The organism is Arthrobacter sp. H35-D1 (genome assembly GCF_030063185.1).
Taxonomy (GTDB): domain Bacteria; phylum Actinomycetota; class Actinomycetes; order Actinomycetales; family Micrococcaceae; genus Specibacter.
This window is the reverse complement of record NZ_JASISP010000002.1, coordinates 303,600-328,654: the sequence shown is the minus strand read 5'-3', so window position 1 is coordinate 328,654 and position 25,055 is coordinate 303,600. Positions and strand designations below refer to the sequence as shown.

The window sequence follows — 25,055 nt, the reverse complement described above, 5'->3', positions numbered from 1 at the left end:
CCGTGACCGGACATGGCGCATAGGCTGATCTTGGCCGCAGTGGACGCGGCACTGACCACCATCACGGGAGTACACAACGCATGACCACCAATGAATTTCCCGCCCACGCCCCGCTCGCAGTGCAAACCCGAGGCGAGCTGGTGGAAAGCGTCCATTATGGCTCCCTCGCCGCGGTGGATCCCACCGGGACCCTGCTGCTGAGCCGCGGTGACCCTTCGGCCAGCGTGTATCCGCGGTCGGCGCTGAAGCCGCTCATCGCCGTCGGACTTCTGCGCGCCGGACTGCGCCTGCCTGCCGACCAACTGGCCTTGGCCGCGGCAAGCCACTCGGGGGCGGCCGCCCATCAACAACTGGCCACCGCCATTCTTACCGGGGCCGGCCTCGACGAGAGCGCCCTGCGCAACTCCACCGACCTGCCCTACGGCGTGGCCGAACGCGAAGCGTGGCTGCGCGCCGGCCGCGGCCCCACCCGGCTGGCACAAAACTGCTCCGGCAAGCATGCCGCACTGTTGGCCACCTGTGTGCTCAACGGTTGGCCGCTGGAGAACTATCTCGATCCCGGACACCCCCTGGCCGCCCTGATCCGCGCCACTGTGGCGGAGTTGACCGGTGATCCGATCACGGCGATCAGCACCGACGGCTGCGGCACGGAGGTCTTCGGCCTGTCCTTGACCGGGCTGGCCCGTGCCTTTGGCAAGCTCACCACCGCTGCCGCAGGCACTGCAGAGCACGACGTCGCCGCCGCCATGCGCGCCCATCCCACCTTGGTTGCCGGGCCGGGGCGCGATGTCACCACCTTGATGGAGGCGGTTCCCGGCTTGCTGGCGAAGGATGGGTTTGAGGGCATCCAGGCCATTGCCTTGGCTGATGGGACCGCCGTGGCGTTGAAGATTGCCGACGGCGGCGACAGGGCCCGGATGCCCGCCGCCGTCCCGGCACTGCTGGCTTTGGGCGTCGACTCTGCACTCCTGGATGAGTTCAACCACCTGCCCGTGTGCGGCGGCGGCCACCCGGTCGGCGAGTTGCGCGGACTGCCGGTGAGCGACTTGCCGCTGCTTCTCTAGAGCACAGTTGTCAGCACTCCTCCGTCAACGCGCACTGCTGATCCGTTCGTCGCGGACGCTGCAGGGCTTGCCAGGAACGCCACCATGTTTGCGATCTCGCTCGGCTCGATGAATCGTTCCAGCAACGAGGTTTGGTTCGTTGCCATGATTGCCTTTTTCATGTCGGCTGTGGAGACGGCGCTCTGCTGGGCGAGCTCCTCGACGGTTTGGGCAACACCGTCGGAGTACGTGGGGCCACCGAGGACGGAATTCACCGTCACTGCGGTCCCTTTGGTGAGCTTCGCCAGACCGTTTCCAGCCGCCAGCATTGCCGCCTTTGAGGCGCCGTAGTGGATCATTTCGGCCGGGACGTTGACCGCCGACTCGCTGGCCACGAAAACAATCCGCCCCCATCCCCGTTCCAGCATGGCTGGCATTGCCCGCTGGGCGAGTCGCACTCCGCTGAGGACATTCACTTCAAAGTACAACCGCCAGTCGTCAGCTGAAATGGTTTCGAACGATTTCAATTCGAAGAGCCCAACGTTGTTGATGAGGATGTCGACGTCGGGAAGTTCGGCACACAGTCGCTCCACTTGGGCGGGGTCGGTAAAATCGGCGACCATCCCGGCAACCGATGCCCCGGGGACATCGTGCCGCAACGACTCGACCGCCGCGGACAGCTTCACCGCATTGCGCCCGTTGAGCGTCACCTCAACACCCTCTCCAGCCAGCGCTTTCGCAATTGCATAGCCGATTCCTTGGCTCGAACCGCTAACGAACGCCTTCTTGCCCCTGAGTTGCAGATCCATCTTTCTCTCCTTCGCGTCGCGTACCAAAAAATCGCGATCTCCTGCCGTGCCGGCATTTCCAGCACGGGTTCAAGGAAACAATCCCACACGTGGATCAGCCCTCGATCAGCTGAGGGTGCCCGCGAACTAGACTGAGCCAGTGAGCCAGCTTCGAATCCACATCCTCGGTCCCATCGGTGCCGAGATTGGCGCCAACCCCCTTCGCTTCTCCAAGGCACGTCATCGTGAGATTCTCGGAATTCTGCTGGCCGCGCGCAGCCGGACGGTGTCGACGGGCAGACTGATCGAGGAGTTGTGGGAAGACGCCCCTGCCGGTGCGGTGGGCGCTGTTCGCACCTTCATTGGTGAGCTGCGACGAATTCTTGAGCCGGAGCGCACTGCTCGCACGCCCCCGGCCATCCTGGTGACCACCGGCGACGGCTACGCGCTCAAACCCGCACCGACCGCAGTGGACCTCTGGCGGGTCGAGCAAGCTGTTGCGACTGCGGAAGGAATGAACCCGGAGGCGCGCGAATCGCTGTTGAGCGCCGCATTGAAAGAGTGGCGCGGGGACGCTTTCGAGGAATTCCGCACCCGTCCCTGGGCCCAGGAAGAAAGGGCACGGATTGCTGAACTTCGAGCGGGAGCTGTGGAGCAGCTGGCCGAGACCCGGCTGGCCCTTGGACGGCCGAATGACGTTGTCGCATTACTGGATGGGCACGTCGTCGAGCATCCTTGGCGGGAGGAGGGATGGAGGCTGCTCGCCCTGGCCTTGTATAGGTCCGCACGCCAAGGAGACGCTCTGGCAGTCCTGACCCAAGCCCGCTCCACCCTCCTGCAAAACCTCGGGCTCGATCCGAGTGTTCGGCTGACCAGACTCGAGCGGGACATCATGAGCCACGATCCTGCGCTGGACTTCGTCGACGCCAGCGAGTCGATCCTGGTGCGGACCGCCGCCGTCACTGCGCGCACCGGTGTGCAGTCCCAGCTCGAAAGCGTCACTGTGCTCTTGCCGTTGCTGGCCGTGTCCGGCTCGGTCCAGTTCGCGGCGGAACAACGATTCTCCGCCATCACGGCGGCCGAGCAGTTCGGTGACCCGGAATTGACGGCACGCGTCATCGGTGGCTTTGAGGTGCCCGGCAGCTGGACCCGATCGGATGATCCGACGCGGTCGGCGTTGATCGTCGAAGCAGCATTGCGAACACTCGCAGCACTTCCACTGGGGGCTTCAGACCGGGTGCGGGCCCGGCTGCTGGCCACCGTGGCCATGGAGTCGCGCGGTACCGCCAACCGACTCTCCGAGGCCGCCGAAGCTGAACGAATCGCCCGGCGCCTTGGCGATGCCACGCTACTGTGCTTCGCGCTCAGCGCCCGCTATCTGCAGAGTTTCGAAACGGCAGGCCAAGCAAGATCACGCGAAACCCTCGGTGCGGAGATCATTGCCCTGGCCGTCGCGGCGGAGTTGTCGACCTTCGAGATCGAGGGGCGGCTGATCAGGATGCAAGCCCTCTGCGCCCTCGATAACATCAGCGCAGCCGCGAAGGAGGCCGACCGCATCGATGCGCTTGCAGCACGCTTCGCCCGCCCCCTTGCATCCGTCTTCACCGGCTGGTTCCGGTGGAGCTTCACAGCCGGCCCGCCACCTCCGGAAGGAGAGGAGATGCCCGGATTCACGGTTGGATTGCCCGAACTGGCGCGACTCACCTCCGCTGTTCATGCTGGCACGGAGCTTCCAGATGGACAGCTCGGACCCTACGAACCTTGGGCCCGCCCGCTTCTTCTGGCCAGGAAGGGGCGCCACGAGGAAGCCATGAGCGCGCTGGACCTGTTGGCAGATCCGCCACAGGATCTGCTGCTTGAGGTGGCATGGTTCCTCATCGGTCTAGCCGCGATCGAGACTGGGCATCTGGAGGCTGGACAACGTTCGTACGATGCCCTGCTGCCCGCAGCTAAAGAATGTGCCGGAGGCAGCGGGGCCGTCAGTCTCGGAGCAATATCACCGATCCTCGCCAAACTGGCCCAGTTGTGCGCCGTCCCGTGTCCAGGACGAAAGGCATAGGGGGAAAGGCGTAGGCGAGACGGCATGCAGGAATACCGTCAGCTCCCGCCCCGTTGACTCCGGTGGATGCATACGCATGAGTAGTGCGGCCGTTGATCAAGGAGTCACAATGCAGCGCACAGTTGCCGTCATTTCCGCCGGGCTTGGTGTTCCCTCCACCACCCGCATGCTCGCGGACCAGCTGGCCGCGAATGTCGTTGCCCGCTCGGCGCAGCAGCACATCGAGGTTGTGCTGGACGTGATTGAACTGCGCGAGCACGCCACCGACATCGCCAACGCCATGGTTGCCGGCTATGCGGGGCCCGCCCTGGCGCAGGTCATCGAACGGGTGGCCGCGGCCGACGCCATGATCGCCGTGACCCCCACCTTCAGCGCCTCCTACTCGGGGCTTTTCAAGTCCTTTTTCGATGTCCTGGACCCCAAATCCCTTGATGGCATGCCTGTCCTGTTTGGCGCCACGGGCGGCTCATCCCGGCATTCGCTGGTGCTGGAGATGGCGATCCGCCCGCTGTTCAGCTATCTGCGTGCCAACACCATGCCCACCGCCATCTACGCCTCGCCCGAGGACTGGGCCGGTTCCGGCAGCAATCCGCTGGATCAACGCAGTGGGCAGGGGGCCGCTGAACTGTCAGCCGTCCTGGGCGCACACCTTCAGGGAGGCACGACGCCGGAACCCGGCAGTGCGGCGTCGACCAGTGCCGTTGTGCCTTGGAAGGGGAACGGCGCGGGGGACGCGGTAGGAAACGGCGCGGGTGAGGCGATGCCCGGACACCGGGCAAAGCGGGCCCTGCGGGAGGCCGAATCAATGACCTCGCTGCCCTTCGAGGAGCTGCTGGCCCAAACCCGCCGCCCCTAGAAGATGGGTTGCACTGGCTTTGAGGTCAACGGCGGTGGATCCAGGTCGTCAAGCACCACTGTCAGCGCCGTGCGGTAAACATCGGGGTGGATCTCCGGGCTGGCATGCCCCGTGTCCGGAACGTCGTACACAAAGACCGGGTTGTTGGGCATCAGCGCCTCCCAACCGCGGATCGCCGAGCCGGCGTCGACGATGAAGTCATCTGGATCGTAAATCATCCCTATCCCGGTGCTTGCCGGGACCTTGCCGTCGTATTGCCGGGGGAAGGCCTGCAGGAAGGTGGCTTGGGTGGTGCTGAGGATCAGCGAGTTGTTGTCGGGGTTGAAGGATTTGGAAATGCCGCTGCGGGCCGCCTGGTACATGCCCTGCCCGTTTGGGTTGGCCAGTCCTCCCCACAGTCCGGCACCCAACCGGCCCAGCAGGCCCAGATAAGGGACCACTTTTCCGGCCAGGGAGATGTACTGCTTGCCGGGATCCTCAATGTCCGCTTCGCTGCTGGGGCTTGACCCCATGACGATCAGTGTCACCTTCGTGCCCGTTTGCGCCAGCAGCGAGGCGAGAACCACGGCGGCCATGCCGCCGAAGCTGTCCCCGTAAAAGTAGACGGTGTCGATGTTGCGCTCGTACAGGTCGCGCTGGATGGCAATAAACAGCTGGGCGATGTCGATGCCCTCATTGGAGTAGCCGATGAACGACGCCGGCGCACGCTGGTTCATGGCAGGTTGCAGGGCCGCGAGCTTGCGTCCCGCGTCGCGGTAGCTGACCCGAAAGCCGCCCAACAGGTACCAGGTCTTGCCCGGGAAGCGCAACGCCGCCGTACGGTTTTCCTCGTTGTCAGGAGTTTCGATGCGGTATTGGCTGCGCTCGGTGAGCAACGCATCCGCGGCAATGTTGGCCTTGAATGCTGTGGTGGCGGCGGCCGCGCCCATGGTCAGGAAGAAAAGCCTGCGCGGAATGTCCGGAATCTGGCGCGGTGGCTTGGCAGCAGGGGGAGGCTGTTCAGCGCCGTCGTCCTGCTGCTTCTTGCTGGTGTGGGCTGTGCTGGTAGTCATGGGAGATCACTAGTATTCTTGCACGCTTTCGGCCACCCGCCGTGGTCGAATTCGGAGGCCCAAGAGATGGAAAGAACCACGGCTGTGCCGGCCCGGCAGCGCCGGAAAGATAGGCGCCGGAGCAGTCCGAAAGCGCTGTCGTCTAGACTCGGGGTGTGAGTACCCAAGGCCCCGGAAACACCGCGCCAAACCAAGGGGAAGCGAGCCCGAAAGTATCCAGTCCGGTGGAAGAAGACCCGGAGGCAACAGCTCGGGCATCCGCCGCCGCGGGTCGCCTCTATTCCGGGCAGTGCTCCTCGGATCGGGCCTTGGAACGCTACGGCCGCCTGATCGAGGCAGGGATCGATGTCTTTGGCACGCAGGGGTACGCGAATGCAAAGATCAAGACCCTGTGCCAACGCGCCGGCTTGAGCGAACGCTACTTCTACGAGTCCTTCGAGTCCCGCGAAGAACTTCTCACCGCCGTGTACGACCTTCTGGCCACCTCCATGTTGGCGTCGGCCAAGGCGGCTTTCAAGGCGCCGGCCAAGAACCTGATGGCCTCGGTCAAGGCAGGGACTGGCGAAGTGGTGGACTTCATGCTGGGCGATCCCCGCCACGCCAGGATCATTCTGGTGGAAATTGTGGGTATTTCACCCGAGCTGGAGGCCAAACGCCACCAATCGCTGAACAATTTTGCCGACGTGACCATGTACCAGCTGCTGTTGCTGTGCGGAACACCTCTCCGGGAAGCACAGGAACGCCTGGCTGCACATCCCGAGGATCATGCCTTGGCTGCGGTTTTGGACTTTGCCCGGCTCACGGCAGTGTCCGTGGTGGGCGGGGTCAACAACATGCTCCTTGATTCCTTGCACAGCGGCACCGTTCACAACACCCAGGGAATTCTTGATGTTTCCTGCCAGCTCATCAGCAACGCGGCCCTGAGCATCCGAGCGGTCGCGGAAAAGTAACAAAAACCCCGCCGCAGGATCACTTAGGAAGTGCCCCGGCAAGGTGGCACGATGGAGGCATGCAAGATTTCTGGCAGTTCGTGGGCAGTTTCTGGTGGCTGGCCTTCCCCCTGGCCGGTATTCTGGGCGGCTGGGGGCGGGCCGTGAACAAAACCAATGAACGCCGCCATCAGCGCAAGATCGAGCTGTACAAGCTCCAGCACCCCGAAGTGGCCGGGCTTGACGTTTCGGCAGCCCCTTGGGATGCCGGGCAGGGCGTCCCTGGCAACGGTGAGCCGGGAAAGACGCCGGGCTACACGGAAGCAGACGTGGCCAAGGTGATGGTTGAACACGACGCCGTCAACCGCCAATGGCTGAGCTACGAGCTGGACGTGGCCAAGATGATTGACTTCCCCATGATGAGCGATGTCCACGAGCCGCTCACGGTGGCCTTTCTGCGATCCAAGCGCGACGCCGACGCCCTCCGTCCGGTGGCGGCGGCGGATGTGGTGGACAAGGGTCGATGGGACGACTACCGCAACGCGGTCAACGCCTACGCAGTGGCGTTTGAAATCGCCGAAAAGGAAGCCCACAGGATCAAGGACTCCGCGTTCAGCGAGCCGGAACGCCAACGCTTGAAGACGGCCCGCAAACTTGTCAAAATGGCCGAAGACGAGGCAGGCACCGGAGCCGAGCGGCACACCGCCTACACACGTGCCCGCAAGGAACTCGACGGGCTGATCGTTCTTCCCGATGTCACCATTGCCGCCCTGGAGCAGAAAATCGCCAGAGTGCTTGAGCGCGGCGACTAGCTTCACCAGCCCCAAGCCACCAGCCACTTTCATGCAAAGGAACCTCACTGTGAACCCGCTGCCTTCGCGCGCAAACCTTGCTGCCGGCCCCTACGACTCGATCATGGACCTCACCAACCCTGGACCGGGAACCGGGGGCCTGCGCCCGCGAGCCCATGTGGACAACGGGCTGCCCGTGCTTTCACTCAACGGCAACTGGCGCTTCCACTACTCGGAATCGTTGGCGGCGGCTCCCGTCGGCATGGAGGCGGAAACGTTCGACGACGGCGCCTGGGACACGCTGCCCGTGCCCTCCAACTGGAACTTCCACGGTCACGGCGCCCCGGCCTATACGAACGTGCAATTTCCGTTCCCGCTGGACCCGCCGCACGTCCCCGACGCCAATCCCGTGGGGGACCACAGGATCAACTTCGACGCTGCCGCCGAGTTCCTGCAAGGGGCGGTGCTGCGTTTCGACGGCCTCGACAACGCAGGAACGCTTTGGCTCAACGGCCAGCTGTTGGGCACCACGCGCGGCTCCAAGCTGACCCACGAATTCGATGTCACCGGCATTGTCAGGGCCCGCAACAACGTGCTGGTGGTGCGGGTGGCCCAATTCTCCGCCTCCAGCTACCTGGAAGACCAGGACGCATGGTGGCTGCCGGGCATTTTCCGTGATGTGGCACTGCTGGCCCAGCCCAAGGCGTCCGTCCGGGACGTCTTTGTGCACGCCGGCTACACGCCGGAAGGAACCGGCACGCTCCGGGTGGAAATCGCGCCGCCGCTGCCGGATGTGGTGGCCACCATTTCCGGGCTGGGTTTCAGCGAGGTGCTGGAATTTGCCGAACAGGAACTGGACGGACAAGGGCACGAGAGAAGAGTCTCGGCGACGTTTGACGTGGGCCGGGTGGAGCCGTGGAGCGCAGAGTCGCCCGTCCTGCATGAACTGACCCTTTCCACGCCCCTGCAGACCGTGCGGTTGCGCGTCGGCTTCCGCTCCATCACCGTTGCGGATGCACAGATCAAGCTCAATGGGTCGCCGCTGCTGTTTCGCGGGGTGAACAGGCATGAACACAACCCCGACTTGGGACGGGTGGTGCCGCGCGAGCAGATGCACCGCGAGCTCTGCCTGATGAAGGCCCACAACATCAATGCGATCCGCACCGCCCACTACCCGCCGCATCCGGTGCTGTTGGACCTCGCCGACGAGCTCGGCTTCTACGTCATTGACGAATGCGACTATGAAACCCACGGCTTTGAGGACGGCGACTGGGCGGGAAACCCCAGCGATGGCCCGGCGTACCGGGAAGCGCTGCTCGACAGGATGGTGCGCACCGTTGAACGGGACAAGAACCACCCGTCCGTCATCATGTGGTCGCTGGGCAATGAAGCAGGCAAGGGCGAGAACCTGCGGGCCATGGCGCAGTGGACCAAGGAACGGGACCCCGAGCGGCTGGTGCACTACGAGGGCGACTGGGCCTGCCCCTACGTGGATGTGTATTCACGCATGTACGTCAAACCGAGCGACGTCGAGGCCATTGGCCGCCAGGAAGAAGAACCGTTGCCGGACCCGGCCCAGGACGAACACCGGCGGAACCTGCCGTACATCCTGTGCGAGTACGTCCATGCCATGGGCAACGGTCCCGGCGGCCTGCAGGAATACCAGGACCTCTTTGATGCCTACCCCCGCCTGCAAGGCGGCTTCGTGTGGGAATGGATTGAGCACGGCATCCGCCAGCACACCCCGGACGGCGAGGCGTTCTTTGCCTACGGCGGTGACTTTGGCGAGCGTGTCCACGACGGCAACTTCGTCATTGACGGCATGGTCTCGGCCGATTTGGAGCCGCGACCCGGTCTGCTGGATTACAAAAAAGTTGTGGAACCGCTCGGCGTGGCCGTCACGGACGACTGGTACGAGCTTTCAGTCCACAACAAGTACGACTTCCTGGACACGACGCACCTGGCCTGGACCTGGCAGGTTGACGGCCCCGAAGGCCGGGTGGCCGGCGGCACGCTCGAGGTGCCTGTGACAGCGGCAGGTGCCCGAACCGCCGTCGAACTTTCCCCCGAGATTGCCAGCGAGCTGGCGCAGGAGCGAGTGCTGACCATTAGTGCAGTGTTGGCGGAGGAGGCGCCGTGGGCCCCGGCGGGGCATGAGGTCGCTTGGACCCAGCAGGGGCAGCCGGCTGCGCCGCGGGTGCAGGTGCAGCCCCAAGGCGACGAAGAGGCCGTGGTGGAGGGCGGGAGCCTGCGCTTTGGCCCCGCCGTGTTCAGCTTGGCCACCGGTGAAATGAGCGCCTTCAAAACGGTGCCGGTCAACGGGCCGCGGCTGACACTGTGGCGTGCGCCCACCGACAATGACAACGGTAAGGACCATGCCCTGGCAGGGTCGCCGCGCGCTGCCGACATCTGGGAGGCAGCCGGACTGCCCCTGTTGCAGGGGCGGCTGCAGTCCATGACGCACGACGCCGGGGCGCTGGCCGTGCGGGTGCGCTACGGTGTGCCGGTGGCTCGCCAACATGTGGATGTCGAGTACGTGTGGCGCACCGACGGGACCTTGTTGGAGCTGAGCGCACACCTGGAACCTAGCGCGGGCTGGGGGCCGAACTGGCCGCGGGTGGGCTTCGACTTCGAGCTCCCTGGTGAATTCTCCCAGGCCGCCTGGACCGGGTTCGGGCCGGGGCAAAAGTACCCCGACACGGGCATGGCCGCGCGGAGGGGCTGGTTCAGCGCCAGTATGGAGGAACTGCAGGTGCCGTACGTCAGGCCGCAGGAAAATGGTGCCCGGGCAGGGGTGTCCAAGCTCGTGCTGGCCACGGAACAGGGCAGCGGGCAGGCATTGTCATTCCAGGGCGAGGGTTTCTCATTCACGCTCCGGCCCATCTCGGCGCAGGTCCTCACGGCAGCGAAGCACACCCCTGACGTGGTTGCGGACGGAATCAGCCACCTGACACTGGACGCCGCGGTGCACGGCATCGGCACGGCCTCATGCGGACCGGGTGTGCTGCCTGCTTACCAGCTGGCCCCGGGGCCGTTGCGCTTCACCGTGGTCCTGGGCTAAAGGACGAACGGGCTGAGCAACGAGCGGCCCAAGCCGCCGCGCGGTGGTGTCCGGGAATGGGGGCACCACCGCGTACGTTGGTTCTAATGGAAGAAAGCATCCACATACTTGGACCCAAAGGTCCTAAACCAAGAGTCCCAACAAGGAGCAGTCAATGTCGCGAACAGTGGTCATTACCGGAGCAAGCGACGGAATTGGGGCGGCCGCAGCCAAAATGCTTGCGTATCCCGGGGACACCCTTGTATTGGTGGGCCGCTCGCCGGAGAAAACCAAGGCGCTTGCGGACGAGCTGGAAACGGATTATCTGCTGGCCGATTTCACCGACTTGGCTCAAGTGCGCCAGCTGGCGGCAACCTTGGCGGAGAAGTATCCGCGCATTGACGTGCTGGCCAACAATGCCGGCGGCATCATGGGCAGCCGCGAGATGACTGTGGATGGGCATGAGAAGACGTTTCAGGTGAACCACTTGGCACCATTCCTGCTGACCACGCTGCTGATTGATCAGCTGGTGGAAGCCCGGGCCACCGTCATCAACACCTCAAGCGCCGCCCACAAACTCATGGCCAAGTTCAACATTGACGATCTTGACGCCGAGCAGAGCTACAGCCCCAATGCGGCATACGGCAATGCCAAGCTGGCGAATATTCTCTTCACCAAGGAACTGCAGCGCCGGTATGGGGACCATGGCGTCAACGCCGTCGCCTTTCACCCAGGAGTGGTGGCCACAAGCTTCGCCGCCGAATCAACCTCGCCAATGCGCCACGCGTACCGCGGGTTGATGCGCAGGTTCCTGCTTTCCGCTGAACAAGGCGCCGACACACTGCTTTGGCTCGCCACAACCACCCCGCCGGAAGATTGGACACCGGGGGAGTACTACGTGAAGCGCAAGCCCGCCAAAACTAGCCCGCTGGCAAAGGACGCGGCACTTGCCCTGCAGTTGTGGGAGCGCAGTGCCGCCATGGTGGAAATCAGTAGCTGAAGCGTCCGCCGGTGTAGATGCCTTCGGCAAGTTGCTGGACCAGCCACGGGCTGAAGGCAAAGGGCGTGGCCGTCACGGCTTCCTCCACATCCACCAGGTCGCTCCAGGCCCAGTCGCATGCCTCCGCCGGATTCGGCGAGATGGTTTCGGGGCCCGCATAGACGGCTGTGAACACCGGGCAGATCTCATTTTCCACAATACCGGAGGCGTCGACGGCGCGGTAGCGGAAGTCCGGCAGTGCCGGCTGGACGTTGCTGACGCTGATATTCAGCTCCACTGCGGCGCGGCGCACGATGGCCTCTTCGAAGCTTTCTCCCGGGCCCGGGTGCCCGCAGAAAGAATTGGTCCACACCCCCGGCCACGTCAGCTTCGACAGGGCGCGGCGCGTGAGTAGCGTGCGGCCTTGGTCGTCGATCAGGTGGCAGGAAAACGCGAGGTGCAGCGGCGTTTGTTCCGTGTGGACAAGTGCCTTCTCGGCAGTGCCGATCTCGGCACCGTCCTCATCCAACAGTCTGACCAGTTCAACGTTTTGACCCATGGTGGGACCAGCTCCTTCCGCACGTTTCAGACAAGTCTATGGTTCTTTGGGCCCTCTCAGCATCATTAGCACGGGCGCCAAGTCTTTCCTCCAGGTGCGTAGCAGCGGGGACCGTTGTATCCGGGGTAGCCGCCGCCGTTGTCTTGGGCCGGCGGGACGTAGGGTGCTGGTGCCGGCGGCACGTAGGGTGCTGGTGCGGGTGCAGGAGGAACGTAGGGTGCCGGGGCTGGAGGAACATGGACAGGCGGCAGGTTGCGGATGCGCTCGGCTTCGGCAGCGTCCGCTTCGGCAGCGTCCGCTTCGGCCTTTTTGGCTGCTGCTTGCGCTTTTTCAGCCGCTTTCGTTTTCGCTTCCGCTGCGGCCTTGGCGAGGGCGGCATCGGCTTTCGCCTTGGTCTCGGCAGCCCACTTCTTGACGGCAGCTTTGGCTTCTGTCAATGTCAGGGAGTTTTTCGTTTTCTTCAAGGCCGAGAGCGTGGACTCTGTTGTTCCAATCCTTGTGGAAAGGGACTCAATTTGTGCAGCCAACCCAGATTCGTCATAGGCCGACCATGCAACAACGTTTGTGCTTGTCTTTCCATCTTGAAGCAGGTTCTGCAGAGTCTTGGCCGTGGCGATGGCAGCGGCCACTTCGGTGATGGTGGTTCCTGTGGTTGCCGCAGTGGAGCCGGCAGTGGCCGCTGCCGCCGTTTCCAAGGAGTCGCCAACAGTCGCGAGCTGTCCGGGCAAAGTGCATTCAACGCTTGAGTCGAAAATGCCTCGTGAGCTGGCTTTGGCTTCCTTCTCAGCGTCTTGGACGGGCGGCAGGAACTTTTTATTGTTGCCAAAGGCCACGGCCGTGCCGAATCCTGCCCGGGCAATGTCGGCACTGGCAAAGGTGTCGGTCGGCGTGAAAACGGCAGCCAGGGTGCGGTCGTACTTGTCCTTGCGGTCCACGTCGTACTGGAGCGTGATCTTGGAACCCACAGGAAGCAAGCCACGGAGGAAGTTAGTGGCTTCGGCGCCAAGACATTCCACGGGTTCGTTGGGATCCTTGGTTTCCGGGGTGTCGATGTTCAACAGCCGGATAGTCTGGTCCTTGCCACCCACGGATGCCACCAGGGTGTCCCCGTCCGTGATGGAGACAACGGTTCCGGTGTCCGTTGGTTCATCAGTGCAAGCCGAAAGGCTCAGCACCATGGCACTTGCCACAGCCATACTGACAAGGAATCTATTGGCAGAAAATTTGGCATTTGCTGCCATGGGAATATCAACACCTAAAAATGTTCCAAGAGCCTCTTTCGGGCTCGGCGCATGTCTATACTATTCGCTGGAGACGGGTTCGGATTCTTTCGACTCGGCCTTCGATCAGCAGGACTGGTTCCACGGTTGCCAGGTCATGGTTTGACCACATCGTGCGTGACCACTTCGTGCAACTCCACCGTTCCGGAGGGCAGCTTCCAATAGTGCAGGCGCAGCGCTCCGGCCGTGCCTTGTTCCACGTACAGCCGCATGCACACGTCCTCGCCCCGCATCGTGGGGCCGGCGTGCGCGCCCTCGTTATGGCGCAACGGGTGGGCATCCCGCTTGCGCACGGATCCCTTTCTGTCGGCCACCAGATCCAGCACTGCGCGCAGCGTTTTGCGGCGTTGCTGTTCGGCCAATCCGGCCCAGGAATCCAGAAAATGCCGGGAGCAGTGGTAGGTACCCAGCGGATTCTCATCCTTCTCCTGGGCAGGTACGTTGTTCGCCCACGCCAGCAGAAGCTCAAAACGAAATTGTTCCTCGGCCACCAAAAACAGCTGCTGCGGTGCCTTCTCGCTGCGGGAGCTCGTTGAGCGGCGCTGCTGCTTTTGTTGCACAAGCGCCGACTTTGTCCGGGCCAGTTCCTCCCGCAACGCATCCTTCTCATGGTCGAGTTCATTGAGCGCCCTGGCCAGTTCCTTGGATCCCTTTCGCTCGGCTTCGAGCTGGTCCTGCAGCGCCCTGGCCACCTTGTCCGTGGCACCCTGCCGTTTTTGTGCTTCCACCAGCTCGGTGATGGTGTGCCGGGCCTGTTCCAACTGCATCTGGGTGGTTTGCAATGCCGTGCGGCGCTCGACAGGCGTCAGCAGGATTTCCTCTGCACGTGCTGCGTCGCCGATCCCTGCAGCTGCGCTCGTCCGGTCGGAAGCACCGGGGCCGTCCGCGTCGGCAACTGCCGCCGTGTTGCTGCCGGCGATGGGGTGCGCACCGGAGGAGCGAACAGTGAACAGGCTTGCATACGGGCGCTCGCTGTCAAGCCAGGCCGGGCCGCCGCTGACTAGCGGCGGCGCAGGGACGGCGGCTTCGTCGTCGTCCACGTCCAGCATGGAAAGAACCACGGCACCGTTGTCATAGGCCACACGCACGCGCACCACTTCGCCCTCCGTCAGAAGGTCCTCGGCGGAGTCAAGGTCGTTGGAGGAAATGCGGTTCACGTCAATGCGGAAATCGCTGCCGGGCCAGAGTTCCGCCATGGCGTGGGTGGGGCGGACGGACTTGACCCGGGCCAGCGCCACGTCGCCTTGTTGGTAGACCGTGACGGGGGAGGGGCGCGGGAGCAGAAGTGTCTTGACGTCCAGCACATTGGTGGCAGTGTCCAGGGTTCCCTTCAGTGCTTGGCCCTTGGCCAGAAGCCAGTCAAGCGGGATCCCCGGCAGCAGGTCTTCGCCTCGAATCAAGGCCATGTCATCACGGCCCGCCAACGTGACCATGGCCCTGTCGGGGCCGGCGATTCCTTGGACCACAGCTTCGACGATGACCGGCAGTGCCGCCGTTGTGGGGGGCCTGGGCGCCGGAGGCTCAAAATACTGGGCCGCCAGCACCTCGTTCTCAAGTGCTTGGCAGAGGGTGGAAAGCTCCGCAGGGCGGTAGGCAATGTGTGGACCGGGCACCCTGTCCTGCCACTGCTGCCCATGCGGGTAAACTCGAGCGCCGCTGCCGAAAATGTGCAGGCGTTCGGGCAGACCGCGTTCCAGCTGGTAGGTTTCAAAGCTGTTGGGAATTTCAAAAACCTCAGCCTCGGCACCCAGCTTGGCTGCCACCGCCTCGGCATCGATGCGGAAGGCTTCGCCGGACTTGTAGGAAATGACGACTGCGGTTTTGGAGCGTTTCGGGTCCATCAGGTGCTTGACCAAGGCGCTGCCACCCATGCGCAGAACAGTGTGCTGATCCACTGCACAATCCTGCGCGGCAGCTTCCTGCGGCGGGGTGAGCCTGTTCCTGTTCTTCTGCGCAGGCATGCGGGCTCCCTTTCAGCGACTTCACCGGATCGTCTTAGTGACTTACCTTACATCGAGGGCGCTGGGCCAGGAGTTGTCTCCGAGTAGTCCTTTTGGACAGTTGGTGCCTGTAGCCAAGTTGATCGGCTACGACGTTCGGACTCTGAGGAGCGGTTGTATCCCGCTTCGGGGGCCAACCCGCGCAGCTACTCGGCGCTATGCGTGAGTGGCTCGTCTCTAGCGGAGAAAGATTCCGAATTTAAGCAGAAGCACTGCTGCAGCCGCCAACAGGCCAGGAACCGTTGACCCAGTGGCTGCCAGAGCCTCGTCCCGGGGGGAAGCGGAACTGCCATCCGGGCGAGCCTACCCTTCGCCACCCTGCGCGTCGTCAGCCTCTCCTTCGTCAAACTGCGTGCCGGGGGAACTGTCCGATCCGGAGAGGCCGTCCTTTGCGTCCGCCGTGGGTTCGCCGGTCGGTGTTTCCTCCGAGGGCTCTACAGTTGGTGCGCTCGTGGAAAGGACGTACTTGGTGCTCCTTTGGACTGTGAAATCAGAGTGGTAAGCCGACGTCAGCGTCGCGGTGTTGACGATGTTCCCATTCCCTTCCGAGTCGACGACCTCGCCGTCGTGCAGCGGGGTGGATTCCCGTCCCACGGTGTGTATCGCCAACACCTGGTCCGCCGATTCACGGACGGATGTGAAGGTCTTCAACAACGCCGAGTGGCACCCGCCAAATGGTGGGTGCCACTTCCTTGTGCCGGGCAGGCATTGTCAGACATTTGGCGCAGTGGCGGAACTACATCTCGTCGGACTCGGTTTTCTTTGCATCGGCCACACTGTCGGCGTGTTCGGTCATTTCTTCGATGTCCGGCGTCACGAAGTCGGAATAGATGGCGCCCAGGGGATCACTGTCGGGTTGATTGTGGGTGAACGCTTCATCACCGCGGTCTGGTTTTCTGTTCATAGCCACACCATAGACCGGCCGCGCCCGGGGTGGAAGAGGTTCTTCAGGCTTTAGCGATGGCTTCCTGCAGCGCGCCAAGGACCAGCACCACCGAGCCCGGGTTGGCGTTGGGGCCCATCATGCCGATTCGCCACACGCTTGAGGCAAACTCGCCAACACCCGCGCCGATCTCAATGCTGAAACGGTCCAAGAGGTAGGTGCGCACGGCGGCGGAGTTCACGCCGTCGGGCACTTTCACGGTGGTGAGGCTGGGGAGCCGGGAGCCTTCGGCGGCAAAGAGTTCCAGGCCCATTTCCTGCAGCCCGTTTTGCAATGCAAGCCCGGCAGCGTTGTGGCGGGCCTGCACGGCGTCGAGCCCCTCTTCCAAGACCCGTCCGACGCCGGCCTCGAGGCTGGCGATCATGGTCACCGGCGCCGTGTGGTGGTAAGTGCGCTTGCTCCCGCTGGCACTGCCCACATATCCGCCCAGCAGGCCCAAATCCAGGTACCAGGACTGGGGATCCTTGATGCGCCGTTCAAAAGCTACATCGGAGATGGTGAAGGGGGAGAGCCCCGGTGCCACGCCAAGGCACTTTTGCGTGCCCGCATAGCCCACGTCCATGCCCCAGTCGTCTGCAAGCAGTTCAAGGCCGCCGATGGAGGTGACGGCGTCGGTGATCAGCAAGGCGTCGCCCTTGAGCCGGCCCAACGCGGCAATGTCGGAGAGCACGCCGGTGGAGGTTTCGGCGTGGACGGCAGCAATGACCTGGGGATGGGGATGGGCGGCCGCCACTCGTTCGGGATCAAAGGGCTGTCCCCAGGCATGCTCCACCGGAACCACTTCGGCACCCGCCCGCCGGGCGATCTCGCACATGCGCCCGCCGAACATGCCATTGACGGCGATCACTGCCACATCCCCGGGGCCCACAGTGTTGACGAAGGCCGCTTCCATGCCGGCGGAACCAGTGCCGCTCAAGGGCAGTGTGCGGGCATTTGTGGTGCCCCACACTTTGCGCAGCCGCTCGCATGCGGCGTCCATGATGTCCAGGAACAAGGGGTCAAGATGTCCCAAGACCGGGTTGCCCAACGCTGAAATTGCCTCCGGGTAGCAGTTGCTGGGACCCGGTCCAAACAGGTGGCGGTAGCTCACGGTGGTGGTCACTGGGTGCTCCTTCGCGCGGAGGAATAATTCATGCCAGCATAGGCGTTCCCCGGTGCGCAGAACCGGGACGGAAAGGATGTCACAGTGGCGGGGTGCACTTCCAGCGCGTCGCCGAATCGTTATATTAATATCGCCAGGTCAGGCGAATTTTGGTATGTTCGAACCACTTGTCCAAAATATTGGCCGCCATTCATTGCGACAATCCAGTTGTTCTGGATGCCATCGGAGGTCCGATGATGCGTCAAAGAATGAAAAGGAACAATAAGTGACTGACAATACGTTTCAACTGCTGGCGATAGCCGTTTACCTGGCGGGCATGCTCGCCATCGGCTACTTCGCCTTTAAGAAAACAGACGACCTCGACGACTACATGTTGGCCGGCCGTAAACTGAAGCCCGGCGTCGCAGCCCTTTCGGCCGGCGCATCCGACATGTCCGGCTGGCTCATCATGGGCCTTCCCGGCGCCATCTACCTGACCGGGCTGGTTGAGGCCTGGATCGCCATTGGGCTGACCATCGGCGCCTGGCTCAACTGGAAGTTCGTGGCACCCCGCCTGCGCTCCTACACCGCCATTTCGCAAAACTCGATCACCATTCCGAGCTTCTTCGAGAAGCGGCTCAAGGTAAATTCGCATTGGCTGCGCATTGGCTCCGCCGCCATCATTTTGGTGTTCTTCACCTTCTATGTTTCCTCGGGCATGGTGGCCGCCGGCAAGTTCTTTGAGAGCTCCTTCGGCTGGCCCTACTTGGCCGGCATGGGCGTTGTCACGGTTGTCACGTTGACATACACCCTCTTTGGCGGCTTCCTCGGGGCCACCCTGACCGACGTCGCCCAAGGGCTTTTGATGTTCACCGCCCTCCTCGTGGTGCCGGTCATCGCCGTGATCCAAACCGGTGGCGTTGGTGCCACCGTGACCCGGCTGCAAGAGCTCGATCCGGACACCTTGAACTTGTTCAGGGGATTCGGTGACGGAAACACCCTTGTTTGGGCGGTCGGGATCTTCTCCACCGCGGCATGGGGCCTGGGCTACTTCGGCCAGCCGCATATTCTCGTGCGCTTCATGGCGCTGCGCTCACCGCAGGACGCCAAAGCCGGCCGCCGCATCGGCATTGGCTGGATGGTCTTGTCCGCAGCCGGGGCAATCGCCACCGCACTTGTCGGCATCGCGTACTTCGCCGACAATCCCTCCATGGGCTTGGACGACCCGGAGACGGTGTTCCTGAAGCTGAGCCAGATCTTCTTCCACCCGTTCGTTGCGGGCCTTGTCTTGGCCGCCGTGCTGGCTGCCATCATGTCAACCATCTCCTCGCAGCTCATCGTGTGCTCCTCTGCGCTGGTTGAAGATCTCTACAACATGACAGGGCGTGAATCCACGGCCAAGCAGCAGGTCACGTTGGGTCGCATGGGTGTCTTGGTGATCGCCGTGATTGCTGCAATCATCGCGCTGGACCAAGAAGCGAGCATCCTGGACCTGGTGTCCTTCGCGTGGGCCGGATTCGGTGCCGCGTTCGGACCGATCGTGCTGCTCAGCCTGTACTGGCGCAAGCTCACCGCACAAGGTGCGTTGACGGGCATGATCGTGGCCACCGCGGTGGTGTTTGCGTGGGGCAAGACTCCCTTCCTGCATGACGCCATGTACGAGATTGTCCCCGCGTTCCTGATCAACCTTCTGGTGGTGGTTGTTGTTTCCAAGATGACCTACAAGCCGAACCCGGTCATCGAAGAGGAATTCACCGCAATGGTGGCCGATTCCGCCGAGAAGAAGCCTGTCACCGTCGCAGTGAACTAGTCTGAAGGCAGCTCTCCGCAGCGTTCTTGGCTGCAATTGAAAGCACCCCGCTTCTGGATGGACATCCAAGGGCGGGGTGCTTTTATCTGCACGGCCCATTTGCGCGGCCTATTTGCGGGACAGCACGTCGGAACTGTTCAGGATCACAAATTCGTGTTCGTCGGTCAGCACGTTCAGGTATCCCGAATCGACGCTGAGGACGTAGCCGCTGACAGCACCGTTCGTGGTCTTGATCTGCTCGTGGGGAACCCACGGTGTCTGCACAAAGGCAGCGACGAGCAAAACGGCAGCCGCGGCCACCCATCCGACACTGGCCATGGCCCTTGCGAACAAGCGGCGCACCAAGTGTTTCACGGAGACCTTGCGGATCAAGACGAACGCCACAAAAACGGCTGCCGTTGCCGCCGGCAACCACCAGATTTTGAAACTGACCGTCAGGGCAATCAGCGTGACTGATCCCAGCGTGGTGGCCAACAGCACGGTAGCCCGATGCCCGCCTGAGGACCACAAGTATGTGGCGAGGAGCAAGGGGAGGACAACCACCAGCAGAATCTCCACCAGCACGTGTCCGGCCATGAGGGAGCCAAAGACCAGAGCCAAGCCATCACTGAGACTCGGCGTGGTGCTCACTGCGAACGCCGTGTTCCAGTCATAACCGGACACGGCAAAGATCCGCAGAATCAGGAAAACGAATCCCACTGCAGCGGCGGGCGCCAGGTCTCCGGAGGAGAACCGCCGGCTCCCATCGGAGTTGTCAGGTTCGTTGGTCGACTTTTCGTCGGAAGGGGTGCCTTTGGCGGTGCCATTGGGGGTGCCTTTGGCGGTGCCTTTGTCAGCGGTCATGGGACGAGGTTACTGCCCAACGCCTGCTGCTTCCCAATCCGGGGACGCGGACTACTGGAAGCGAACCCTGCCGGCGAGGAGTGTCTGGGAGACGGCAATGTTGGCGATCGACGTCGGCTCCACCTCCAGCGGATTCTCCTCCAGCAGCACCAGGTCGGCATATTTGCCGGCCTCGATTGAACCGGTGATCTTGTCTGCACGGCATTGCCAAGCGGCGTCGATCGTGACAGCCCGCAGTGCCGCCTCCACGCCGATGCGCTCGTTGGCGTTGAGAACTTCCCCGCCTTCTGCCATGATCCGGGTGGCGGCATCCTCGACGTAACGCAAGGGCTCCAGCGGAGTGACATTCCAGTCGCTGTGTAGGGAGATCCGCAGACCGGCGCGCAGCGCCGACGCACACGGATCGTAGAACGCTGCCCGTTCCGGCCCCAGGAGCCGGTCGCGGAAAGCCTTGCCCCACCAACGGACGTGGCCAATCAAAAACGACGGCGACAGCCCCAGCGCAACCATCCTCTCGATATGTTCCGGGCGCATTACGCTGCAATGCTCGATTCGGTGGCGGTGATCGGAGCGCGGGTGGGCCTTCAAAGCCTGTTCGAAAGCGTCGATCGTTACATCGATGGCCGCATCGCCGTTGGCGTGGACTCCCACCTGCCAACCGTCCGTGTGTGCGCGCAGCACAACCTCGGCGAGTTCCTCCGGTGAATAATTCAGCGAGCCGCGGCTTTCCTGGCCAAGATAAGGCTCGCGTTGGAAGCCTGTTCCGGCTTGGTTCGAGCCGTCGGACCAGGCCTTGATGCCGTCCACCCTGAACAGGTCATTGCCGCATCCCGGGCGAAGCCCCATCTCCATCCATGCATCGTAGTCCGTCGAAACGAGCATTCCGCGGTAGCGCACGGGTGAATCGGCGTCGATGGCTTGATGGAGGTCCGCCAAGTCGGATGTGCCGGCGATCGAGCCGATCCCGCAGTCGTGGAGCATGGTGACGCCCTTGCCGGCAGCATGCCACAACAACCCGCGGATACGTGCGGTGGCAGCATCGCCGGCGACGAACGGGATCCCTTGGCGGAAAGCCCCCAGAGCCGAGGCTTCCTCAAGGCGACCGGTCAATTCGCCGTGCTCATCGCGGGTGTACCGGCCGGCCGGCGGGTTGGGAGAGTTCTTGTCCACTCGCGCCCGGGCCAGGGCCACCGAATTGACGTAGGCAATGTGCCCGTTGCTTTCCAGCACCAGAAGCGGGCGGTTCGGAACCAGCCGGTCAAGCACTTCACGGTTCAGGACAGGGTGGCCGTCGGTGATGCTGGGGTCGAACTGCTGGGCCAGCACCCATCCTGTCGACGTTTCGGGAGCGTCGCGGAGCGCGGCAAAAACGTCGTCCGCGCCCGGGGTGGTCATGGGGCTCACATCGACCCAGTCGTTGAGTTGGACCATGGAGGAATGCATGTGCGGGTCAATGAGCCCGGGCAGGAGCGTCCGGCCCTGGAGATCCACCATCTCCGTCTTGCGACCGGTGAGTGAACGCAGCTCATCTACCGAGCCGACGGCCAGGATCCGCCCCTCTCGGACGGCAACGGCTTCGGCTCGTGGGCGGTTCTGGTCCATGGTGAGGATGGGCCCGCCGGAGATCAACAGCTCAGCATCGCCGTCCGGATCGTGCCACGAGGCGGGATCCAGCTGTCCGGCTGGCGGCCCACCGCGCTTGCCCGATGGGGCAGGCTCTGCAGAGGCTCCGGAGGAAGGTTGGAGGGGGTTCAGGTTCGACGTAGGATCGCATGCTCCGCACATGCTCCCTATGTTAACCTGAAGTTACGTTAGTTGAGACAGGAAGGTCCCTGGGTTTCCGGGGATCTTCCTGTTGGTTCGTTTGCGGTGTCTGGCTACTTTCCGTAGGTGGTGGATCGGGCGGATGTGCAGGTCCCGTCATTTGAGGGTTTTGAAGATCTTCTCCACGTTCGCCAAGGACTTGTAAATCCGCACTGTCTCGGCGGCGTCCATGGTGGCTGCGTCAACGCTGGTGCGGATGACGTAGATCCCGTCCAGCTCTGCTTCCCTGGCAATGGTGTCCGGGTTCCTTTCCCAGGAGAGGGTGGTGTCGGTGATCGTGAGGACGAAGTGCTTGGCCATGTTGTTCTGGCCCAGGGTTGTCCCGACCCTGGTCCCGGTTTTCCGAGCGTTTTTGAGCTGGCCCGCGGCCACTGTTTTTTGGATGGTCTTCAACCGCTCTTCGGTGACGTTCAACAGTTCTTCGCATATGTGTTTGCGCAGCGCTGCCAGGGGCGGGTTGTAGCAGGCGATCAGTCGTTCCCCGGGATAATCGGGCTGGCTGATCTCGGCCAGATTCTGCTCATCGAAGGGCGACATTTGCAACGGTCCCTGGTCCTGGGCCAAGTCTTGAATCGCGGTGTTGCGCAAGGCCGCAGGGAGGAAGCAACTGCACCAAGTGACGTGGCGCCACGTCACCAGAACCGGCCCCCACGGACTACTGGATCAGTGACCTGCCCGCCGACACACCCCTGAAAACACTCGTCAGGCTCGCCAGGATGAGATGGAGGATCGAACACGACTACCGCGACCTAGAGACCGGCCTGGGCCTGGACCACTGCGAAGGACGATCCTTCACCGTATTCCATCGCCACCTCGCCTTGGTCGTTGCGGCACAGCTCTTCATCACCAGATAAAGGCTCACCAGCCCAAATGTCCAAGCGGTGGCCTGAGCCTGTCTAGTGTCCTAAAAGCTCTGCAAGAAATCATCGTCGGCATGCTTGAACGCTGCTCCACGCGCCAACGCCCGCCTCCAACCTGACAAAGTACTACTAGAGGTGGAGTGTGATTGTTCCTTTCCCACGGGAGACACAGGTGATGATGTTCTGTTCGCGCTCACGAGGAGTCAGGCAAATGTCACGGTGGACGGCGTCGCCCCCGAGAAGAGTCACCCGGCAGGCGCCACACACCCCACCCTCACAGGATGAGTCGACGTCCAGGCCCGATCCCGAGGACCGGAGAGCCTGCAGCAGGCTCTTGTTCGCCGGGACGTCGACAGTGCGCTTGCTGAGAGAAAGGTAAGCAGTGAACGGGTCCCCGGAGTTCGCCTCTGCGGCGTCAAGCCCACTGAACGACTCCAGATGTACGCGTCCATTCAGGCCGGCTGCCTGCGCAGCTTTGCCGGCCGCGTCGAGAAGTCTGGGGGGCCCACAAACGTATAGATGTTGCTCGGGTGCCAAGCCGCTGACGACGGCGGCCACATCCAGCCGCTGGTTTTGGTCCGAGGCGTACAGCTCCATGGCCAGACGCGGGATTGCCTGCAGTGTGGGCTTGAAGGCTGCCGCCGATGCTGTGCGTACGGCGTAGTGCAGTGTTGCGCTGTGGCCGCGCTGTTGGGCAGCTAGTGCGAGGGGCACGAACGGCGTCACCCCGATTCCTCCGGCGATGAATACATGCGAGTTCGCCTCGGGGTGCAGAGGTAATGATGCGGTGGGGTAGCTGACGTGGATGGAGTCACCTTCGGCAGTGTTGTCATGGAAGGCGACCGAGCCACCCTTGCCATCGGTTTCACGAAGCACAGCGAACTGGTAGAGCCCGGGGTCCTCAGTGCCACCGCAGAGCGAGTAACTGCGTAGCAGGCCATTCTTGTGTCGAACCAGCACATGCGATCCTGGAGTTGTATCAGGGAATGTGGGGCGATGCACGGGGCGCACAGAGAATCGCTTCACCTGGGCGGAGAGGTGTTCGATGCGTTCGATGCGGGAGGCGATGAGCAGTTTCTTGGTCACGGAAGCGGCGCAATCTTATCGCTGACATACACAGGCCCACCGACGATGATCTGTGCGTTCAGTCCTGATCTGTTGACGAGGGCGTTAAAGGCTCCCGGTCGGTCGTTGAGGTCTTCAAGGTACCGGCACGGAATGTTGAGACGGCCGCCGTAGAGCACCGTGTCACCGATCCGGAACTGACGTCCCACCAAGTGAGCCAAGGGAACCCCGATGGTGACAATGTTCCTTCGGGTCTCCTCAGGGGGGAGATTGACTTGAGCGTCACGAAGCAGGGCAGCCAGTACTTCGGACTCGATCAGCGTCACTTGGCGATCGGGGTGGGGGCGGGGCGAGTAGTGACCTGTGCCATTGAGGTAGCGGTCCCCTTCGACTCCCTGTCCCTGGATGAGGTCGAGCGAGTTGCAGTTCTCCATTTCTTCGCCCGCGATGGTGCAACGGAACAGGCTCTGAACTTCTCCGACAAAGAATCCGGTATTTTTCACAGAAGCCACCTTTCACTCCGGACTTGAGGTCTCATTATAGGCAAATGTATTTGCCTATGGGCAACCCCGGGTTGGCTCAGTGCGCCGAAGGGTCTGGCAACGAGCCAGTGGAAGCGACGATCACAGCGACGGCAGGACTTGAATGTGGGTTCTTGAGGCAGTGACGGATTGAAGCCGGGAAATGGGTCGCATCCCCTGGCCCCAGCGCGACGGTTTCCGAGCCGACGAGGACGTTGACACGACCAGAGACAACGTAGATCCACTCCTCGCCTAGATGACACGTGGGCTCGCCCTTTCGGCCTGGTTCGAGTTGTAATTCAAACGCTTGTAGGACGAGTGATTGGGGATCGGACAGCGGCACGAGCGACTTGTCAAGGGTTCCTGAGACATTTCGGTCTGAGGCAAGCGATACATGGACCTCCGATTCTGAGGCGGATTCCCCTACCAATTCGGTCAGAGACACGCCAAGTGCCTGCGCGAGCTGCATCAGTACACGGACGGTGGGCAAGCGTTCGGCGTTCTCAAGGCGAGACAGATGTCCCACGGATACCCCTGACCGAGCGGAGACCTGCGTGAGCGTGAAGCTTCTGGCGAGCCGTGCTGCGCGAATTCTGGAGGCGATTTGCAGGTCATCGTCGGCGACGTCGTTCATGGATTTCGGGTGCCTTCCATCGAATGATTATTATTACGATTGTGTTACGGTTTTTGTCTATAGGCAAAAAAAGTAACCGGTGTTTGCGTAGAGTTGCG

Annotated in this window: 22 protein-coding genes and 1 pseudogene; 9 read left to right on the top strand and 14 right to left on the bottom strand. The window is 62.7% G+C overall.

Translation table 11 applies throughout. The annotated features are described in order from the left end of the window. The first annotated feature begins 80 nt into the window (after nucleotides 1-80). Complete coding sequence (locus QMG25_RS04920) at nucleotides 81-1,064, top strand: asparaginase (protein WP_283457822.1); 984 nt, start codon at nucleotides 81-83, stop codon at nucleotides 1,062-1,064. On the opposite strand, the gene QMG25_RS04915 is transcribed toward QMG25_RS04920, so the two are convergent. Then, nucleotides 1,061-1,852: an SDR family NAD(P)-dependent oxidoreductase gene (locus tag QMG25_RS04915; protein ID WP_283457820.1), complete on the bottom strand. Its 792-nt coding sequence runs from the start codon at nucleotides 1,850-1,852 to the stop codon at nucleotides 1,061-1,063. The two genes, QMG25_RS04920 and QMG25_RS04915, sit on opposite strands and share 4 nt — an antisense overlap. Before the next feature lie 139 nt (nucleotides 1,853-1,991). Between QMG25_RS04915 and QMG25_RS04910 the strand changes: the two genes are divergently transcribed. Both QMG25_RS04910 and QMG25_RS04905 read left to right on the top strand, forming a co-directional pair. Further along, nucleotides 1,992-3,890 (top strand): AfsR/SARP family transcriptional regulator, encoded by a 1,899-nt coding sequence (locus QMG25_RS04910; RefSeq protein ID WP_283457818.1) that lies wholly within the window; start codon nucleotides 1,992-1,994, stop codon nucleotides 3,888-3,890. Nucleotides 3,891-3,999: 109 nt separating this feature from the next. Continuing rightward, a complete protein-coding gene (locus QMG25_RS04905; RefSeq protein WP_283457816.1) occupies nucleotides 4,000-4,746 on the top strand; it encodes a CE1759 family FMN reductase in 747 nt (248 codons plus the stop codon). On the opposite strand, the gene QMG25_RS04900 is transcribed toward QMG25_RS04905, so the two are convergent. Continuing rightward, nucleotides 4,743-5,798 carry an alpha/beta hydrolase gene (locus QMG25_RS04900; protein WP_283457814.1) on the bottom strand — a complete coding sequence of 352 codons (1,056 nt, stop codon included), beginning with the start codon at nucleotides 5,796-5,798 and terminating at the stop codon, nucleotides 4,743-4,745. The two genes, QMG25_RS04905 and QMG25_RS04900, sit on opposite strands and share 4 nt — an antisense overlap. Nucleotides 5,799-5,953: 155 nt before the next feature. On the opposite strand from QMG25_RS04900, the gene QMG25_RS04895 reads away from it, so the two are divergent. The 4 genes from QMG25_RS04895 to QMG25_RS04880 all read left to right on the top strand — a co-directional run bounded on the left by QMG25_RS04895 (nucleotide 5,954) and on the right by QMG25_RS04880 (nucleotide 11,558). Further along, nucleotides 5,954-6,748, top strand: coding sequence for a TetR/AcrR family transcriptional regulator (locus QMG25_RS04895; protein ID WP_283457812.1), 795 nt, complete (start codon nucleotides 5,954-5,956; stop codon nucleotides 6,746-6,748). A gap of 59 nt (nucleotides 6,749-6,807) precedes the next feature. Then, complete coding sequence (locus QMG25_RS04890) at nucleotides 6,808-7,539, top strand: hypothetical protein (RefSeq protein WP_283457810.1); 732 nt, start codon at nucleotides 6,808-6,810, stop codon at nucleotides 7,537-7,539. A gap of 49 nt (nucleotides 7,540-7,588) precedes the next feature. Beyond that, nucleotides 7,589-10,579, top strand: coding sequence for a glycoside hydrolase family 2 TIM barrel-domain containing protein (locus QMG25_RS04885; RefSeq protein ID WP_283457808.1), 2,991 nt, complete (start codon nucleotides 7,589-7,591; stop codon nucleotides 10,577-10,579). Between the two features lie 154 nt (nucleotides 10,580-10,733). Next, nucleotides 10,734-11,558 carry an SDR family NAD(P)-dependent oxidoreductase gene (locus tag QMG25_RS04880; RefSeq protein WP_283457805.1) on the top strand — a complete coding sequence of 275 codons (825 nt, stop codon included), beginning with the start codon at nucleotides 10,734-10,736 and terminating at the stop codon, nucleotides 11,556-11,558. Here the strand turns inward: QMG25_RS04880 and idi are convergent. From idi to QMG25_RS04850, 6 genes are all read right to left on the bottom strand, one after another. Further along, nucleotides 11,548-12,096: an isopentenyl-diphosphate Delta-isomerase gene (idi, locus tag QMG25_RS04875; RefSeq protein WP_283457803.1), complete on the bottom strand. Its 549-nt coding sequence runs from the start codon at nucleotides 12,094-12,096 to the stop codon at nucleotides 11,548-11,550. The genes QMG25_RS04880 and idi overlap by 11 nt on opposite strands. A 65-nt stretch (nucleotides 12,097-12,161) precedes the next feature. Next, nucleotides 12,162-13,292, bottom strand: coding sequence for a thermonuclease family protein (locus QMG25_RS04870; RefSeq protein WP_283457800.1), 1,131 nt, complete (start codon nucleotides 13,290-13,292; stop codon nucleotides 12,162-12,164). Nucleotides 13,293-13,471: 179 nt separating this feature from the next. Continuing rightward, the gene (locus tag QMG25_RS04865) at nucleotides 13,472-15,337 is read right to left on the bottom strand and encodes a hypothetical protein (RefSeq protein WP_283457797.1); all 1,866 of its coding nucleotides are present in this window, start codon (nucleotides 15,335-15,337) and stop codon (nucleotides 13,472-13,474) included. 342 nt (nucleotides 15,338-15,679) lie between these two features. After that, the gene (locus QMG25_RS04860; RefSeq protein WP_283457795.1) at nucleotides 15,680-16,027 is read right to left on the bottom strand and encodes a hypothetical protein; all 348 of its coding nucleotides are present in this window, start codon (nucleotides 16,025-16,027) and stop codon (nucleotides 15,680-15,682) included. An 85-nt stretch (nucleotides 16,028-16,112) separates the two neighbouring features. Beyond that, nucleotides 16,113-16,280 carry a hypothetical protein gene (locus QMG25_RS04855; RefSeq protein WP_283457794.1) on the bottom strand — a complete coding sequence of 56 codons (168 nt, stop codon included), beginning with the start codon at nucleotides 16,278-16,280 and terminating at the stop codon, nucleotides 16,113-16,115. A 43-nt stretch (nucleotides 16,281-16,323) separates the two neighbouring features. Then, nucleotides 16,324-17,421: a pyridoxal-phosphate-dependent aminotransferase family protein gene (locus QMG25_RS04850; RefSeq protein WP_283457792.1), complete on the bottom strand. Its 1,098-nt coding sequence runs from the start codon at nucleotides 17,419-17,421 to the stop codon at nucleotides 16,324-16,326. Nucleotides 17,422-17,686: 265 nt separating this feature from the next. Here QMG25_RS04850 and putP point away from each other — a divergent pair, with 265 nt between their 5' ends. Further along, complete coding sequence (gene putP / locus QMG25_RS04845; RefSeq protein ID WP_283457790.1) at nucleotides 17,687-19,210, top strand: sodium/proline symporter PutP; 1,524 nt, start codon at nucleotides 17,687-17,689, stop codon at nucleotides 19,208-19,210. A gap of 108 nt (nucleotides 19,211-19,318) precedes the next feature. Here the strand turns inward: putP and QMG25_RS04840 are convergent, their stop codons facing one another. From QMG25_RS04840 to QMG25_RS04830, 3 genes are all read right to left on the bottom strand, one after another. Continuing rightward, nucleotides 19,319-20,053: a hypothetical protein gene (locus QMG25_RS04840; RefSeq protein WP_283457788.1), complete on the bottom strand. Its 735-nt coding sequence runs from the start codon at nucleotides 20,051-20,053 to the stop codon at nucleotides 19,319-19,321. A gap of 51 nt (nucleotides 20,054-20,104) precedes the next feature. Then, complete coding sequence (locus QMG25_RS04835) at nucleotides 20,105-21,838, bottom strand: amidohydrolase (protein ID WP_283457786.1); 1,734 nt, start codon at nucleotides 21,836-21,838, stop codon at nucleotides 20,105-20,107. A 135-nt stretch (nucleotides 21,839-21,973) separates the two neighbouring features. Continuing rightward, a complete protein-coding gene (locus QMG25_RS04830; protein ID WP_283457784.1) occupies nucleotides 21,974-22,465 on the bottom strand; it encodes a hypothetical protein in 492 nt (163 codons plus the stop codon). A 56-nt stretch (nucleotides 22,466-22,521) separates the two neighbouring features. Between QMG25_RS04830 and QMG25_RS04825 the strand changes: the two are divergent. Beyond that, a pseudogene (locus tag QMG25_RS04825) lies at nucleotides 22,522-22,731 on the top strand (transposase); the annotation flags it as partial. A gap of 135 nt (nucleotides 22,732-22,866) precedes the next feature. Here the strand turns inward: QMG25_RS04825 and QMG25_RS04820 are convergent. From QMG25_RS04820 to QMG25_RS04810, 3 genes are all read right to left on the bottom strand, one after another. Further along, nucleotides 22,867-23,823 carry a PDR/VanB family oxidoreductase gene (locus tag QMG25_RS04820; RefSeq protein WP_283457782.1) on the bottom strand — a complete coding sequence of 319 codons (957 nt, stop codon included), beginning with the start codon at nucleotides 23,821-23,823 and terminating at the stop codon, nucleotides 22,867-22,869. Continuing rightward, a complete protein-coding gene (locus QMG25_RS04815) occupies nucleotides 23,820-24,305 on the bottom strand; it encodes an MOSC domain-containing protein (protein ID WP_283457781.1) in 486 nt (161 codons plus the stop codon). Before QMG25_RS04815 ends, QMG25_RS04820 begins: the two co-directional genes overlap by 4 nt. A 76-nt stretch (nucleotides 24,306-24,381) precedes the next feature. Continuing rightward, nucleotides 24,382-24,957, bottom strand: a complete 576-nt coding sequence (locus tag QMG25_RS04810) for a helix-turn-helix domain-containing protein (protein WP_283457778.1) — start codon at nucleotides 24,955-24,957, stop codon at nucleotides 24,382-24,384. Between the last annotated feature and the right edge of the window lie 98 nt (nucleotides 24,958-25,055).

Excerpts from the sequence above, each read along its gene's own strand:
- QMG25_RS04840 (WP_283457788.1), bottom strand. The coding sequence starts at position 20,053 with ATGACCGCTGACAAAGGCACCGCCAAAGGCACCCCCAATGGCACCGCC.
- QMG25_RS04900 (WP_283457814.1), bottom strand. The coding sequence starts at position 5,798 with ATGACTACCAGCACAGCCCACACCAGCAAGAAGCAGCAGGACGACGGC.
- idi (WP_283457803.1), bottom strand. The coding sequence starts at position 12,096 with ATGGGTCAAAACGTTGAACTGGTCAGACTGTTGGATGAGGACGGTGCC.
- QMG25_RS04915 (WP_283457820.1), bottom strand. The coding sequence starts at position 1,852 with ATGGATCTGCAACTCAGGGGCAAGAAGGCGTTCGTTAGCGGTTCGAGC.
- QMG25_RS04880 (WP_283457805.1), top strand. The coding sequence starts at position 10,734 with ATGTCGCGAACAGTGGTCATTACCGGAGCAAGCGACGGAATTGGGGCG.
- QMG25_RS04855 (WP_283457794.1), bottom strand. The coding sequence starts at position 16,280 with ATGAACAGAAAACCAGACCGCGGTGATGAAGCGTTCACCCACAATCAA.
- QMG25_RS04920 (WP_283457822.1), top strand. The coding sequence starts at position 81 with ATGACCACCAATGAATTTCCCGCCCACGCCCCGCTCGCAGTGCAAACC.
- QMG25_RS04810 (WP_283457778.1), bottom strand. The coding sequence starts at position 24,957 with ATGAACGACGTCGCCGACGATGACCTGCAAATCGCCTCCAGAATTCGC.
- QMG25_RS04865 (WP_283457797.1), bottom strand. The coding sequence starts at position 15,337 with ATGCCTGCGCAGAAGAACAGGAACAGGCTCACCCCGCCGCAGGAAGCT.
- QMG25_RS04870 (WP_283457800.1), bottom strand. The coding sequence starts at position 13,292 with ATGGCTGTGGCAAGTGCCATGGTGCTGAGCCTTTCGGCTTGCACTGAT.
- QMG25_RS04905 (WP_283457816.1), top strand. The coding sequence starts at position 4,000 with ATGCAGCGCACAGTTGCCGTCATTTCCGCCGGGCTTGGTGTTCCCTCC.
- QMG25_RS04835 (WP_283457786.1), bottom strand. The coding sequence starts at position 21,838 with ATGTGCGGAGCATGCGATCCTACGTCGAACCTGAACCCCCTCCAACCT.
- QMG25_RS04890 (WP_283457810.1), top strand. The coding sequence starts at position 6,808 with ATGCAAGATTTCTGGCAGTTCGTGGGCAGTTTCTGGTGGCTGGCCTTC.